Genomic DNA, 14,687 nt, shown 5'->3' on the forward strand with positions numbered 1-14,687 from the left:
GCTATGCTGGCGCCACCGTCAATCACCGTACAACATCACGCATGGATTATCTGAGCCTCAAGCATTTCCACATGGGCTGCGCCGCCGCCAGCGGCGCGCTGTTCCTCTTGCGCGGCGCCTGGATGCTGCGCGCCTCGCCCGCCTTGCAGCAGCGCTGGGTGAAAATCCTGCCGCACCTGATCGACACGGCCCTGCTGGCCAGCGCCATCGCCCTCGCCGTGTGGAGCGGCCAATCGCCAGGCAGCCAGCCTTGGCTGGCCGCCAAGCTGTGCGCGCTGGTGGCCTACATCGTGCTGGGCACCATCGCCCTGAAGCGAGGCAAGACGCCGGCCGTGCGCGGCGCCGCCTTCGCGCTCGCCGTGCTGGTCTTCGCCTACATCGTCGCCGTGGCCGTCACCAAGCAGGCCTGGCCGCTGTAGCACCAGGCAAGCGCATCAGAAGAGGTAGCGCAGGGTGACGCTGGCGTTGCGCGGCGCGCCCCAGTAGCCCTGGTTATACATGCCAAGCTGGCTGTAGTAATGCTTGTCGAACAGGTTGTTGACATTCGCCTGCAAGGACAGCTGGCGCGACAGCGCGTATTTCGCCATCAGGCTGGCCACGGCATAGCCGCCCTGCTCCACGCGCTCCGTGCCATTCGGTCCCGTGGCGTCGCGGTAGGCGCCGCTCTGCCAGTTCACGCCGCCGCCCACGGACAAGGCGCGCCAGCCGCCTGGCAGCTGGTACGTGGAAAACACGCGCGCCAGGGTCTGCGGCACATAGCTGTTCAGGCGCGCGCCCGTGTTGTCCTCGGCCGCCGCGTGCGACACGCTGGCCGAGACGTTCCAGCCCTGCGCCAGTTCGCCCGACACGTCCAGTTCCACGCCCTTGCTGGTGGTGCCCGCTGCCGCGTAGTACGCCTGCGTCAGGGAGTTGCCGACAAAATGGCCCGTGTCTTCCTGCGCCAGCCCATCTTGCGCGATACGGAACACGGCCAGCGCCGCATTGAGCTTGCCGCCGAAATACTCGCCCTTCACGCCCGCTTCCACATTCTTGCCCTGCACGGGGTCGAGGTAGCGGCCAAACCGGTCCTGGTAGCCCTGCGGCTTGAAGATCTTGCTGTAGCTGGTGTACAGCGCATGCTGCGCATCGATATCCCATACCAGGCCAGCATACGGCGTGACGGCATGCTTGGCATACGCATAGCCGCCGCCCCAGTCGTCGACGTGGTCAGCCTTGTAGCGGCTGTAGCGTGCGCCGACGATCAGCTTCAAGGGATCGGCCAGCGAAAAGCGCGCCGTGCCGTAGATGCCGCGCTGCTGCACCGTGTCGAGCAGCTTCCAGCGCGAGAAATTCGGGTCGTTCCAGTCCGGCTCCGGCGTCACGCCCTGCCACGGATGGAAATTGCCGTAGTCGACGCTGCCGCCGGCAATGCCGGGATTGCTGGCGAACTGGTTGCTGCCCGAGACGCCGAACGCCAGGTCGTGCTTGCGGCCCAGCAGCTGCAGCGGCCCCTGTACATAGGCGTCGACGCTGTCCTGGCGACGCGTGCCCGAGTAAAAGCCGGCGTAGCCCGTCACGCCCTGGCCCGTGGCCTTGTCCGGCCAGGTATTGGCGAAGAGCTCGGCCGCCGAGTAATTGCCCCAGCCGTGATTCAGCATGGCCGTCAGGTTCCAGCCCTTGCCCAGTTCCTGCTCCAGGCGCAGGAAGGCAGTCTGGCTGGTGCTGAACCATCGGCTCCAGGTGGTGGCCGTGGTGGCGGAGCGGGACAAGGTGGCCCGTTCGCCATCCGCGTACCACAGCGGCAGGCCGCCATACATGCCGCCGCGCGGGCGGTTGTCCTGGTATTCATAGCCGGCGATCAGCACGCTGCCGGGCGCCAGATCCGCCTCCACGGTGGCGTAGGCCATGGCCTTCTTGCCATGATACAGATTCACATACGATTCGCTGTCCTGGTAGCTGGCCACGACGCGGCCGCGCACCTTGCCATCGGCACTCAGGGGTGTGGACAGGTCCGCACTGGCGCGCGCATTCCGCCAGGAACCCAGGCTCAGGGCCGCCGCGCCGGCCAGCTGCGTCGACGACGCGCGCTTGCGCACCAGGTTGATGGTAGCCGACGGTTCGCCCGCGCCCGTCAGCAGGCCCGTGGCGCCGCGTACGATCTCGACCCGGTCGTAGGCCGTCATGTCCAGCGTGCTGTCGCCCACATTGAACGCATTGTCGACCGTGGTCGGAATGCCATCGTACTGGTAGCTGGCGATGGAAAAGCCACGCGCGAAGAACGAAGTGCGGTCGCTGTCGTAGCGGTTGATGGCGATGCCAGCCGCGTTTTGCAGCACCTCTTCCACGGTCTGCAGGTTCTGGTCATCCATCTGCTGGCGCGTCACCACGCTGACGGCTTGCGGCGTTTCGCGCACGGACAAGCCCAGGCGCGTGGCCGAGCGCATGCTCTGCGTCGTGTAGGCGCCGCTGCCTTCCGTCGCGCCGTTCACATCGGCGCGGGCGCTGACCTTCATCTCGGGCATGGTCTGGCCGCCCTCGGCCGCTGCCGCGTCGAGCACATAACCGCCGTTGGCCTGCGGCACGGCGCGCAAGCCCGAGCCGGCGACGATGGCGCCCAGCGCTTCGGCCACGCTGTAGCTGCCCGCCAGGCCGGCGCTGCGCTTGCCCGCCAAGGTGGCGGCCTGGTAGGAAATCATGGTGCCCGTCTCCTGACCGAAACGCACCAGCACCTGTTCCAGGGAGCCGGCAGGTATCGCCAGCTCGATGCGCGCCGCATTCGCGGCCTGGGCCGAAGGAGCCAAGATGGAAGCGCCGCTGGCGGCGAGCAGCCACAGGGCCTGGCTGACAGCCAGCGCCGCCACGCTGCGGCGGCAGGTACGGGAAGCGGAAGAAACGTGAATAAAGGTTGTGCTGGGCATGCGGACTGTTTTCCTGAAAGTGAATGAAGGGTTCACTGGCTATGTCACGCGAAAATCGCAAACCCCTCACTTTTCAGAAAATATTTATGCATGCTGCCGATGCGGCACCACGCTCACCCAGAAACGCGTGGTCTGGCGCACGTCGACGGGCAAGGTGCGCGTCAGCATGTCGAGCACTTGCGTGGTGTCGGCCAGCGGGTAGATGCCCGACACGCGCAAATGGGCGATGGCCGGATCGCAGGCCAGGCGCCCAGGGCGGTAGCGGGCCAGTTCGCCGACAAACTCCGCCAGCGGCATGTCGTGCGCCACCAGCATGCCGGCCGTCCAGGCATCCGCGCCGGCCGGCAAAGCTTGCACGGCGCCGATCTGCGCCGCCGTAAAGCTGGTTTGCTGGCCCGCCTGCAGCCTGCGCGCCGCATCGGGCGCCTGTTCCAGTTGAATGTCGACGGCACCGGCGAACACCCCCAGCTGCGTGCGGTCTCCTTCCACGCGCACGGCAAAGCGCGTGCCCACCGGTTGCAAGCGGCCTTGCGCCGTTTGCACGAAAAATGGCCGGCCGGCCGGATCGCGCGCCGTGCTGACCATGATCTCGCCTTTGACTACCGTCACCAGGCGCTGGCCCGCGTCATAGCGCACGTCGATGCTGGATGCCGTATTGAGCGCGATGCGCGTGCCGTCGTCCAGCACGACGTGGCGTAATTCTCCCGTGTCCGTGCGGTAGTCGGCGAGCCAGAAGCGCGCCTGCTCATCGCCGCCCGCCAGCCAGGCGCCGCCGCCCACGGCCAGCAGCGCGAGGAATTTCAACGACTGGCGCCGCGCCGCATTCGCCTGCGCATGGACCGGCTTGCGCGCCAGCGTGCCGTGCGCCAGCGGCGCGGGCAAGGCGCGCATGCGCGCCATGCAGCCTTCCACATGCTGCCAGGCTTGCTCGTGTTCCGGGTCGCATTCGCGCCAGGCGCGCCAGGCCTGCTCCTCTTCCGGCGTGGCGTCGCCGGCCTGCAGGCGCACCAGCCATTCCACCGCTTGCAGGCTGGCCGCTTCCGGCGTCAAGGCGCCCATCACGATGCCGGATGGGCAAAGAAACACTGGTGCATGGCTTTGACCAGGTAGCGCTGCACGGTGGCCAGCGAGACATTCAGTTCCAGCGCAATGGCCGCCTGCGGCATGCCATCGAGCTGCGACAGCAGGAACGCGCGGCGCACGGCAGGCGCCAGGCCGTCCAGGCGGCGGTCGATGTCGAACAGGGCTTCGAGCAGGATCGCCTGCGCCTCGGGATCGGGCGCGTGCTGCGCCGGCAGGCTGGCCAGCGTTTCCAGGTAGGCCGCCTCCAGGTCGCGGCGGCGGTACAGATTGCCCAGCACGCCCTTGGCAACCGTCGTCAAAAAGGCGCGAGGCTCGCGCGCGGCGATGGCTTCGTCGCGATTGAGCAGGCGCATGAAGGTGTCGTGCGCCACGTCGGCCGCGTCAAAGGCGTTGCCCAGCTTGTGCCGCAGCCAGCCTTGCAGCCACCGGTGGTGTTCGTGATACAGGCTGCCCACCTCCTGGTGAGCGCCGGGTTGGGCAGCCGACACGTCGCACCTCCCTGATTCGCAAATAATAATGATTCGCATTCTATCTCCATGCCGTACCGCGGCGCAAGCGCCCTGCAAAGGCTTGTTTATCGCGCTTCTTTCCAAATTTCCTTGTCGATCGTATCCGGTGGCGTAGCCCGCATTGCAAATTCTGCAGAACGCGCCCGGCTAGGCGGCAATGATAGTATCGGCAACATCATCAACAAGCCGGCCACCCTGGCCATGCATCCCCCATTGAAAGGCGAACATGCTGCTATCCGAATTGCTGACCAAACTGAGCTGCGGTGACCTGGAAGGAGAGGAACTCGACGAGGCCGTCGTCGCCATCACCGCCGCGCCCTCCGCGCCACGCGACGAGTGGATCGACAGCGATGCGCAAGCCTACGCGGTCGCGATCCTCTCGCACCTGGGCGGCTATATGGCGTCGAGCGACAAGCTCGATGAGCTGCACGAACAGATACAGGACATGTTCGACGACTTCCCCGACTTCCCTTGCGCACTGCTCCAGGCAGGGCGCGGCAGCGCGCTGCCCTATTTCGAGTGGCTCGATACGGAACTGGCGCAGCGCGCCGTGGACGAAGGCGGCTATGAGCTGATCCAGATCGACGGCAGCGGCAGCGACGAAATGGATGCGCTGGTGGTGTACCGGCGCGATACAGACGACATCATCCAGGCGGCGGCGTTGATGGGCGTGACGATAGGCCGGCCGCTCGCCTACTATCGCGGCATCGAAGCGATGGCGGGCAAGCGGCCGGGCTAAGCAGCAAGGCCTATTGCATCGGCAAGGTGCTTACGTCGACGGCGGGCGCCTGGCCTGTCGCCGGACGCGTGAAGTTCTGGCTGGTCTTCACGACATCGGCAAAAAAGCCGCCGTTATGCAGGTAGAATTTGCCGTTTTCCAGCCCGCCCGCGTAATCCATGCGCTGCGCATTGGTGGCCGTGGCGTCGCCGGTGAACCTCCCCGCCGTCACTTCCGACCAGGTGCCGGCAACGTTCCTCGCCCACTGGTTGCCGAACTGGACGCGGCGTTCCGTGTAGCCCAGGGTATCGATGAAATTCTCGAGGAAGGAATGTACGCCCGTCAAATACGTGGAAATCGCCGGCCGCTTCCAGGTGGCGATGTAGCGCCACTTGCCCGTTTCCGGAGCAAAGAACCAGGCCGAGTAATCGCTGCCGCCATTGCCGTCGAGCCGCGCGCGCGTGATGAAGCGGTACGTCGTGCCGGCCGCCCAGTTGTACGACAGATAGGTCTGGCCGCCCGTGCCCTCGCCGCCGAACGCATTATCGACCACGCCGGCGCCCTTGCTGACCAGGGTGGTTTTCGCGCCATTGTCGGCATCCCACACGGAGAACAGTATCCAGCGCTCGCTCGGCGATTTCACCTGGATGCCCATGTAGCCCTGGCCAAAGCCGTTGGCCATGAAGTAGGAGCCGATGGCGTCCTGACCCTGGGGAATGGTCATCTCGTTATAGAAATACTCGGTATTGGCGGGCACCGTGTAGCCCATGTGCACGGACGGGCCGCGCCGCGACCAGTAGTAATTGGCCGGGTCGTTCGCGTAATTGAGCGCGGCGTTCGACGTCACCTTCAACGCCGCAACGTCGCCAAACGTGTCCTTCACGCGCGACAGTCCCTGCAAGTCCACCTTCACATAGCCGGCCGCCGCCACGTTCACCGTGCCCACGGCATAGGTCTTGCGTTCTTTGCCGGCCAGCTTGACGTCGAACGGCGCGCCGTTGATCTTCACGCGGATGGTGCTGTTGCCGCCATCGGCCAGGCTGGCGTCGAGCGCCACCTGCACCGGGCCCGCCCCGGCCACGCGGAAGTAGGTGCTGGCGACGGCATCGGGATTGCTCCAGCCGGACAGGCCACGCTCGTTGATGACGGCGCCTTTGTCGCCGCTGGTGATGAAGGCGTTGCCGGCCAGTTCCACGGTGGCGGACGTGGCCGGCGCGGCCACGCTGGCGGCCAGCAAGGCGGTGCCGCCCGTGCCGGTGGCGGTGGCGCCGCCGCAGGCCGCCAGCAGCATCGGCATGGCGGGAAGGAATGCAAAGAGCAATGAACTTCTGTGTTTCATCAACGTCTCCTGGTGTGGTACGGCTTGCGGCGGACGAGCAAGGGCCTGCGCGCCTGCGCCGCGGTTGAAAAACGGATGGGGAAAGAAAAAACCCGCTACGGCGGCAGGCGCGGTAGCGGGCGGATGGTGCTTAGTACTTGCCGTCGAGGGCGAAGATCGGCTTGCGCGACTTCCACTGCCCGCCCGTGAAGTCCGGGAAGTCCAGGGTCTGGAAGTTGGCGGCGATCGACTGCTCGGACAGCGGCGTGATGGCGCTCCAGGTGACGGCATCGTAGATATCGATCGGCATCGGTGCGTTGGCCTTCAATGCTTCGACAAAGGCGTGGATGACGAAGAAGTCCATGCCGCCGTGGCCCGCGCCCTCGGCTTGCGCCGCGTACTTGCGCCAGACGGGGTGTTCATACTTGTCCTGGTAAGCCTTGAAGTCGTCCCACTGGTGCGGCTTGCTGACGCCCTCGATATGGATGGCATTGTTCAGGTCCATCCACAGGCCGTCCGTGCCTTGCACGCGGAAGCCCAGCGAATACGGGCGCGGCAGGCTCGTATCGTGCTGCAGGATGATGGTTTCGCCGTTCTCGCACGCCAGGGTGGTGGTGACCACGTCGCCCAGCTTGAATTTCACCTTGGCGTTCGCATGCTGCGCGCCGCCCGGCTGCTTGACGATGTAGTCGTGCAAGCCGCGCGCCTTGGTGGCGAAGGCGTTGATGCGCGTAAAACGGTTGCCGCGGTTGATGTTGGTGTACATGGCGCAGGGGCCGATGCCATGGCTCGGATACAGTTCGCCGTTGCGCTCGACCGAGTGCTGCGTGCGCCAATGGGCTTCCGACCAGCCCTTCTCTCCGAATTCCACGCCGCCGCCGTACGGCTTGGCCGGATTGCCGCTGTTGAATTTGACGGCGCGCAAATCATGCTGGTAGCCGCCCTGCAGGTGCAGCAGTTCGCCGAACAGGCCCGAGCGCACCATCTGCAGCGCCGCCATCACGTCGCGGCGGTAGCACACGTTTTCCAGCAACATGTACGGCGTGCCCGTTTTCAGCTGGGTATTCAAGACGTCCCAGTGGTCTTGCAGGGTGATGCCGGCCACCACTTCGCAGCCGACGGCGATCTTCGCCTGCATGGCGGCGATCGCCATCGGCGCGTGGAATTCCCACGGCGTGGCGATGATCACGCCATCGAGGCCGCCCGCGTCCAGCATGCGCTTGTAGGCTTTCTGGTCGCGGTCTTCGCCATACGTGCGCGGACGCGGCTTGCCGGCTTTGGCCACCTGACCCAGCGCGTGCTTCAGCATGATCGGTTCGATATCGCACAGGGCCACCACCTCCACGTCGTCGCGGCGCACCAGTTCGGCCAGCAGCACCTGGCCGCGCATGCCCGTGCCGATCAGGCCCAGGCGGACCTTGTCGCGGCCGGCGGCAGGTGCGGCATTGGCCTCGCCAGGCAGCAAGGCGCTGCCGGCCATGGCGCCACCGGCCAGCGCGGCGCTGGCGGACAGGAAATTGCGTCGATTGAATTGTGTCGTCATTGGTCTCTTCTCGCTTCCATTGGTAATGATCGTCGCTGGCCCGCCGCACGGCGGGCCGGTTGCAATTTAATAGGTGTATTCCGCCGTGAAGCGCACGGAACGCGGCGCCGTGCGGCCCGCCACCTGCAGATAGCTGCGGGCGATGGCGCCATGGTCTTCGCGCGTTTCGTTATAGCGGGTCACGGTCTGGCTGTTGAACACATTGAACACGTCCACTTTCAGGCTCAGGCCCTTGACGGCGCTGGGAGTATAGGCCAGATTCATGTCCAGCTGGGCTTGCCACGGCAGGCGGCCCTGGCTGCCGCGCGGCGCCGGCTTGCCATTGCAATAGAAGTAGGAATCGCCGTAGTCGTTCTCGAACTTCAGGTTGTCGGGCAGCGCGCCGATGCAGTTGCGCGGCGCGCCCGAGGTCAGCGACAGGTTGGCGCCGACCGTCACGTCCGGGATCACCTGCATGAAACCGTAGGCCTTGAACGCATGGCGGTGGTCGCCCGGCAGGTAGCCATAGGCGTTGTACATCAGTTCCTTGTGGTCGTCGCTGACCGTCAGACCCACGTCGCCGCCGCCGATGCTGTCCGTCTGGCCTTCCATATTGCCCTTCAGCGCAGACAGGGTGTAGGTCAGCTTGCCGTACCAGCCGTTCGTGTACGGGTGCTCGACGAACAGGTTCAGGGCACGGTAGGTGCGCGATGGCAGCGGATTGCCCCACTCGGCCGCCGAAATGTCCACGCGGCGCAAGCCCTTGCCGTCGTCGAAGTCCACCATCAGGCTGTTGTCGCGGCCCGGGTTGATGATGGCGCACTGGAAGCCGCCCCAGTTGCTCGTGTCGACGCTGTTGCGCGTGGCCCAGGCTTGCAGCGGGCGCGCGTCGCAGACGTCATCGTTGGTGTCGTTCAGCTTGCGGTACAGGACGCTGGCGCCCACCACCAGCCTCTTGCTCAGGGCGCGTTCGAAACCGAGCGAGAATTCATCCTGCGACAGCGGCTTCAAGCCGATGGCCGTCACTTCGCGCGCATCGCGGCTCTGGCCATACGCATTGTTGGCCGAATACGGCTTGCTGATCGCATGCAGGCCCGTCGGCGCGCCCGTGACGGGATCGACGCCAGTGTAGGTGTACATCTCGCTGGTGGCCAGGAAGGGGCTGGCCATGTTGCTCGACAAATTCGACGGCACCGGCAGGTGGTAGCGGCCGCCGTTGGCGAAGAATTTCAGGGTGCCGTCGCCCAGGTAATCCCAGGTGGCGCCCACGCGCGGGGCGATCATGTTGCGCTGCGAGATGAAGGCTACGCCGTCGGTGCTGTAGTTGGTGAACTGTTCGCGGCGCAGGCCCAGGTCCAGCAACACCCGCTCCGTGACCTGGTAGTGATCCTGGATGTATTGCGCCGATTGCACGCTGGTGGGGCGCGCCAGGTTGGCGTTCAAGTCCTTGCTGACGTAGTAGCCCTGCGCGCCGTAGCCGCCGCCCTGGGCCGGCGTCTCAAACGCGCCGTTGATCGGGCGGTTCGGATCGGTCGCGCGCTGATAGCTCCAGCGGTAGCCGCCGGCCAGGCTCAGGCCCACCTTCGATTCCACGTCGATGCGGTCGATGCCGCCGCGCAGCGAATGCTTGCCCAGCTTGTATTCGAGATCGAGTCGCTTGGCTTTCTGGCGGTCTTCCGACGACGGGTCGACCAGGGTGCCCGTCACCGTCTGCGGATTGGCATAGCTCAGGCCCGGCACCTGGGTCGATGCGTTCGACGACGTTTGCGCCAGCAGCGGATTGTAGCCGTTCGGCGTGCGCGTGTGCGAGGTGCGCGATTCGCCCATCATGGCCGTCACGGTCAGGTTGTCCGTCAGGTAGCCCGTGTACTTGAAGATGTCGATGTTGGCGCCCGGCGCGGCCGACGAGCCGCAGCAGTTGACCGTCGTCTCGCCCTTGCCTGCCTGTACGCCGTTGCTCGCATGCGTGGCGTAGCTGTAGCCATACGCCTGGCTGTCCGTCTTCGTGCGGTCATACAGCTTGGTATATTCGAAGTGATGGTCGTCCGTCAGGTTGAAATCGAGCTTGGCCGTCATGCGGTCCACCTTGCTCTGGCTGGTGCTCCAGCCGCGCGCCAGGGCCGTGCCCGAGTCGGCGGTGGCGGCGACGGCCTGGCTGTCGGTGCGCGTCTGCTCCAGCGCCACGAAGGCGAACAGCTTGTTCTTGATCAGCGGACCGCTGCCGTACAGGCCCACCACCTTGCTGGTGCTGCCGTTGTCGCGGTTCCAGTACAGCAGATTGCCGTCCGTCTTGGGATTGGCGCCCGTGTTCGGGTAATACGTGTTTTCCGGCTCGCCTTTCAGCGAACGGGGAATGATGGAGACCTTGCCGCCGAATTCGACCTTGTTGCCGCCGCTCTTGGTGGTGATGTTGATCACGCCGCCCGTGGAACGGCCAAACTCGGAACCGTAGCCGCCCGACAGCACCTGCAGGTTCGAGATCGCGCCAAACGGCAGTTCCGACGCGCCCACCTGGGTCAGGATGTTGGTGATGGGGAAACCGTTGACATAGAACGCGTTTTCCGACTGGCCCGAGCCGCCGATCGACGGCGCATTGCCGTACACGCTGTTGGTGCCGCGCGACACGCCCGGCGTCAGCTGCACGATGGAGGCCACGTCATTGCCGACCGGCAGCGCTTTGAGTTCCTTGGCGGTGAAGATCACGCCATTGTTGGTGTTCGACACGTCGATCGGATTGCGCGACGCCTTCACCACGACGGTCTGCTCCTGGCCCACGGGGCCGGCCGTGCTGGCCGGACCGAAGTTCGCTTCGGCGCCCGCGCCGATCAGGGCTTCGACTTCCTGCGACGCTTCCACCGACCCGGCGCGCAGCACGCGCACCGCATAGCGGCCCGGCGGCATGGAGTTGGCCACATAGCGGCCCGACGTATCCGGCGTCAGCGTGCGCTGCACGCCCGTCGCCAGGTTTTCCAGCACCACGGTGGCGCCGGCGGGCGCGCTCACTTCGCCGAAAATGGTGCTGGTGGCGTTCGACTGTGCCCAGGCCTGGCCTGGCACGCCGGCCGCCAGGGCGATCACGATCGCGGCGGCGCGGCTGATGTCGCGCAATTTGAGTCGGGTGGTATGCATGTGTCTCTCCGTCTATATCGAGGGTTATACGCGCCCTCCCCGCTCCAGGGCGAAGCCGGGGGATGCAATTCTTATGGTGAGCGTCGGAAGGGAGAGCCAGGCAGCCGTCCCTTCCGGGAAACCAGTCCGTTTCGGCTGATTTTCGTTTTCTTGGGATTACTTTAAAAAGAAAAATAAGTATCGTCAACAAAAAGAAAGTTGCAACGCAAATTTATTGCTAAACCGAGCAAATAAAGGCGTTTTTTCTTTCGATTCAATCAGCGGCGCGGCAGATAACTTTCGTTATCGTGGTGTGACAGATACACGCGCATGCGGGCAGGTGACAGACAGCGGAGAATCCGTCCGATAATCCGGGAGAACAAGGCGAAAGAAGACAGGACAATCATCTTTCGCTTACGTTTATCTTTCGTATTGTGCATTTCGGAATATTGTTTTTTCTTTTTATGACCATACCCCGGTCCGCTGGCAGACCGGGGCGGCATCAGCTGTTAAAAGAACTTGTAGCTGGCCGACAGGGCAAACTGGCGGCCGAACAGGTCCTGGCTATGGTTGTAGCCTTCCCAGCCGTTCGGGTCGTAGTACGGCTGCTTGTTGAACGCGTTCTTCACGTTCAGGCCGATGTCCAGGTGCTTGATCGGCTTCCAGCTGAAGGCCAGGTTGACCGTCGTGTACGACGGCGCGCCCTTGCACTGGCCGGCCGGCAGCGCCACCGAGGCGGCGGTGCAGTTTTCCGGCGTGTTGTCCTTGTCCCATGGACCATACGCCCAGCGCGTCTTGCCCGAATAGTTGATGAAGACGCTGCTGACGAAGTCGCGGTAGCTCCAGTCGGCGTTGACGGTGGCGCGGTAGCGCGGCGAATCGTAGTAGCCGACGGTATTGCCCTTGATGTCGCTGCCGTCTTCGCTGTCGTGGGTGTCGCGTTTGCGGATGGTGGCGGCGATGCCGGTACTCAGCTTGCCCCAGTCGCCCAGCGCAAAGCGCGTGCGCGCGTCGATGTCCACGCCATCCATCAGGGTGCGGCCGCGGTTCGAATACGAGTTGATCAAGCCGCCCAGGTTGCCCACGGAATACTTCGGCACGCCGCCCGCGCACACGCCCGCGTTGGCGGGATTGGCGCACATGGCCGCCACCGCCGCCATATTGCCCCGGTCCGTGTCCGTCAGGTCGTTGCGGATGGCGTTAGGCGCGCCGGCCAGGGTCGGGCCGTATTTGTCCACCAGTTCCGTAAACAGCTCGTTGAAATCCTGGCGTACGATTTCGTCGCGGCGGTTGATGAACCAGTAATCGATGGAGATGCTCACGTCCTTGGCCGGTTGCAGCACCAGGCCCACGGTGGAAATCTTGGCCTTTTCCGGACGCAGGTTCTGGTTCGGCGGCGTCAGGCCGCCCACCGTCGTCGAGCAGTTCGAATTGAGCAGGCTCTTGCCCAGGTCCGCATCCGTCGCCACCTTGGACTTCATCAGGGCGCGCGCCATGGCATTCGTCTCGTCGCAGCGCACCGTATCGCGGATGCCGCCCACCTGCGCAAAGACACCGCCCGAGCCCGCTTCCGCCAGGTTGGGCGCGCGGAAACCTTCCGAATACGTCCCGCGCAGCATCAGGTCCGGCCGCGCGCGCCAGATCACGCCCAGCTTGGGCGCCAGGTTGGCCGAGAAATGCGGGTATTTGTCCAGGCGCGCGGCCGCATTGACTTCCAGGGTGTCGCTGAGCGGCACCACCACTTCGCCAAACACGGCCGCGATGGTGCGTTTGCCATCGAACCAGGAACCGCCCTGCTGCGTGATCAGGCCATTGGCCGCATCCGCGTTGCCGGGCGTGAGAAAGCTCTCGCGCATGACGTTGGTGCCCACGGCGGCGCGCACTTCGCGCTCGCCCAGCTTGAACAAAGTACCTTCCAGCTTCGCGTCCCACGTCATCAATTTGGTCCAGGATTCGATGGCGAAGGTCGGATAGGCGGCGCGCAGCAGCGCCGCGTTGGCTTCGCTGATTTCGCCGAACTTGTAGGCGGGATTGTCCGAGATATACGTGCGGCCGCTGACGGGATCTTTCGTGAACGGGCCGAACGCCTGCTTGAAGCCATTGATATTCAGGTTCGCCGTCTGGAACAGGGTGGAATGGCTGCCAGCCACGCTGAGCGCCGTTTCAAAATCCCAGCCGCCGCCGATGCCGCCGCGCAGGCCGACGAGCGCGCGGTAGTTTTCATCGACGTTTTTCTGGCCGAAGTGGCCCTGCGCATCCTGCAGCAGGTAGTTCAAGCCGGCCGCGCCGCCCATCTTGGCCAGCATATCGGCATCGAGCTTGCCCTTCAGGTAGACGTTGTTCGGACTCAGGAAAGGCGTGGCGAAGGTGTTCAGGGTATTGCCCGTGTTGCGCGCGAACCAGTTGTTCGTGCTGCCGCTGTTGAAGCTGGACGGGCCATTCTCGCCGCGCATCTTGATGTGGGTGAACGCGCCTTCCGCGAACGCTTCCATGTCGTTGCCCAGTTTCAGCCGGCCGCTCAGGTAGGCCGTGGCGCGCTCCGAGGTGGGGCCCGTGTCAAGCTGGTTGGGCAGCGCATTCCACACGCAGCGCGTGCCCGACGCTTCGGTGATGCTGGTGCTGCAGCCGGGCGCGGCGCGCTGCGTGCGGGCATTGTTGTTGGCCTTGTCGAAGACAAAGAAGGTCCCCGGATTCATCACGCCCGGTTCGCTGCCCACGCCCACGCGCATGTTCGGGATGAAATTGGGATTGTTCACATAGAAATACGAGGGACGCTTCTGCCAGGTGTCGGCCAGCGCGATGCGGTCGCGCTGGTAGACGTTGACGGAACCGTAGATGTTGTAGCCGTCGCTGGCCAGGTCGCCCACGCCATACAGCACGCTGGCCTGGCGTTCGCCGTACGCTTTCACGCTGGGCGAAAACTCGCCGTTGGCGCGCGCCTCCAGGCCCTGATACGACTTCTTGGTGATCACGTTGATGACGCCGGCGACGGCATCGGAGCCATACACGGCCGACGCGCCATCCGTCAAAATCTCCATGCGCTCGATGGCGGCGGCGGGAATGGCGTCGATATTGACGAACATGGTCTGGAAGCCGGCCGGGGCGCCGTAGAACGACAGGCGGCGGCCATTCAACAGCACCAGCGTGCCCTGCGCGCCCATGCCGCGCAAGTTCGCCTGCGAGCCGCCATCGGAGCCGGTGAACATCGAACGGAAATCCTGCTGCGCAGGACGGGCGGCAGGCAGGTTGTCGAGCACCTGCAGCAAGGTGAGCGCGCCCATGTTTTCGATCTGCTTGGCGTTGATCACCTGCACGGGCGACGCCGTTTCCGCGTTGATGCGCTTCAGGCTGGAACCCGTCACTTCGACGCGCGCCAGTTTTTCCTCCTCCGCTGCCAGCGCCGTTGATGCCAGCGCGGTTGAGCCCAATCCTACCGCCACCATCGCGGCCATCAGTTTTTTCAAGTGCATTCCCATCTCCCTTTTATAAGTGATTTGTTTTCGTCAGGTTGCAAGAGCCCCTCCCCGGTCCG

At 64.8% G+C, this 14,687-nt stretch carries 9 protein-coding genes; 2 read left to right on the top strand and 7 right to left on the bottom strand.

Translation table 11 applies throughout. From position 1 onward, the window contains the following. Positions 1-41 precede the first annotated feature (41 nt). On the top strand, positions 42-419 hold the full coding sequence (locus AC0V2Y_RS25210) for a SirB2 family protein (protein WP_475414850.1): 378 nt from the start codon (positions 42-44) through the stop codon (positions 417-419). A 15-nt stretch (positions 420-434) separates the two neighbouring features. Here AC0V2Y_RS25210 and AC0V2Y_RS25215 read toward each other — a convergent pair whose 3' ends face one another. The 3 genes from AC0V2Y_RS25215 to AC0V2Y_RS25225 all read right to left on the bottom strand — a co-directional run bounded on the left by AC0V2Y_RS25215 (position 435) and on the right by AC0V2Y_RS25225 (position 4,468). Further along, on the bottom strand, positions 435-2,897 hold the full coding sequence (locus tag AC0V2Y_RS25215; protein WP_475414849.1) for a TonB-dependent siderophore receptor: 2,463 nt from the start codon (positions 2,895-2,897) through the stop codon (positions 435-437). An 84-nt stretch (positions 2,898-2,981) separates the two neighbouring features. Continuing rightward, entirely contained in the window at positions 2,982-3,956 is a 975-nt protein-coding gene (locus AC0V2Y_RS25220) for a FecR domain-containing protein (protein ID WP_475414848.1), read from the bottom strand. Then, on the bottom strand, positions 3,956-4,468 hold the full coding sequence (locus tag AC0V2Y_RS25225) for a sigma-70 family RNA polymerase sigma factor (protein ID WP_070223639.1): 513 nt from the start codon (positions 4,466-4,468) through the stop codon (positions 3,956-3,958). The genes AC0V2Y_RS25220 and AC0V2Y_RS25225 overlap by 1 nt, the downstream gene beginning before the upstream one ends. A gap of 247 nt (positions 4,469-4,715) precedes the next feature. On the opposite strand from AC0V2Y_RS25225, the gene AC0V2Y_RS25230 reads away from it, so the two are divergent. Beyond that, complete coding sequence (locus AC0V2Y_RS25230) at positions 4,716-5,228, top strand: hypothetical protein (protein WP_475414847.1); 513 nt, start codon at positions 4,716-4,718, stop codon at positions 5,226-5,228. A 10-nt stretch (positions 5,229-5,238) separates the two neighbouring features. Here the strand turns inward: AC0V2Y_RS25230 and AC0V2Y_RS25235 are convergent, their stop codons facing one another. The 4 genes from AC0V2Y_RS25235 to AC0V2Y_RS25250 all read right to left on the bottom strand — a co-directional run bounded on the left by AC0V2Y_RS25235 (position 5,239) and on the right by AC0V2Y_RS25250 (position 14,625). Beyond that, positions 5,239-6,546 carry a DUF3472 domain-containing protein gene (locus AC0V2Y_RS25235; RefSeq protein WP_475414846.1) on the bottom strand — a complete coding sequence of 436 codons (1,308 nt, stop codon included), beginning with the start codon at positions 6,544-6,546 and terminating at the stop codon, positions 5,239-5,241. Between the two features lie 130 nt (positions 6,547-6,676). Then, entirely contained in the window at positions 6,677-8,068 is a 1,392-nt protein-coding gene (locus tag AC0V2Y_RS25240) for a Gfo/Idh/MocA family protein (RefSeq protein ID WP_475414845.1), read from the bottom strand. A gap of 66 nt (positions 8,069-8,134) precedes the next feature. Then, the gene (locus AC0V2Y_RS25245) at positions 8,135-11,176 is read right to left on the bottom strand and encodes a TonB-dependent receptor (RefSeq protein ID WP_475414844.1); all 3,042 of its coding nucleotides are present in this window, start codon (positions 11,174-11,176) and stop codon (positions 8,135-8,137) included. A gap of 488 nt (positions 11,177-11,664) precedes the next feature. Beyond that, positions 11,665-14,625 carry a TonB-dependent receptor plug domain-containing protein gene (locus AC0V2Y_RS25250; protein ID WP_475414843.1) on the bottom strand — a complete coding sequence of 987 codons (2,961 nt, stop codon included), beginning with the start codon at positions 14,623-14,625 and terminating at the stop codon, positions 11,665-11,667. Positions 14,626-14,687: the final 62 nt, after the last annotated feature.

This window comes from Janthinobacterium sp. BHSEK (assembly GCF_056174685.1).

Coding starts and splice junctions, on each gene's coding strand:
- AC0V2Y_RS25210 (WP_475414850.1), top strand. CDS start 42: ATGGATTATCTGAGCCTCAAGCATTTCCACATGGGCTGCGCCGCCGCC.
- AC0V2Y_RS25215 (WP_475414849.1), bottom strand. CDS start 2,897: ATGCCCAGCACAACCTTTATTCACGTTTCTTCCGCTTCCCGTACCTGC.
- AC0V2Y_RS25220 (WP_475414848.1), bottom strand. CDS start 3,956: ATGGGCGCCTTGACGCCGGAAGCGGCCAGCCTGCAAGCGGTGGAATGG.
- AC0V2Y_RS25230 (WP_475414847.1), top strand. CDS start 4,716: ATGCTGCTATCCGAATTGCTGACCAAACTGAGCTGCGGTGACCTGGAA.
- AC0V2Y_RS25235 (WP_475414846.1), bottom strand. CDS start 6,546: ATGAAACACAGAAGTTCATTGCTCTTTGCATTCCTTCCCGCCATGCCG.
- AC0V2Y_RS25240 (WP_475414845.1), bottom strand. CDS start 8,068: ATGACGACACAATTCAATCGACGCAATTTCCTGTCCGCCAGCGCCGCG.
- AC0V2Y_RS25245 (WP_475414844.1), bottom strand. CDS start 11,176: ATGCATACCACCCGACTCAAATTGCGCGACATCAGCCGCGCCGCCGCG.
- AC0V2Y_RS25250 (WP_475414843.1), bottom strand. CDS start 14,625: ATGCACTTGAAAAAACTGATGGCCGCGATGGTGGCGGTAGGATTGGGC.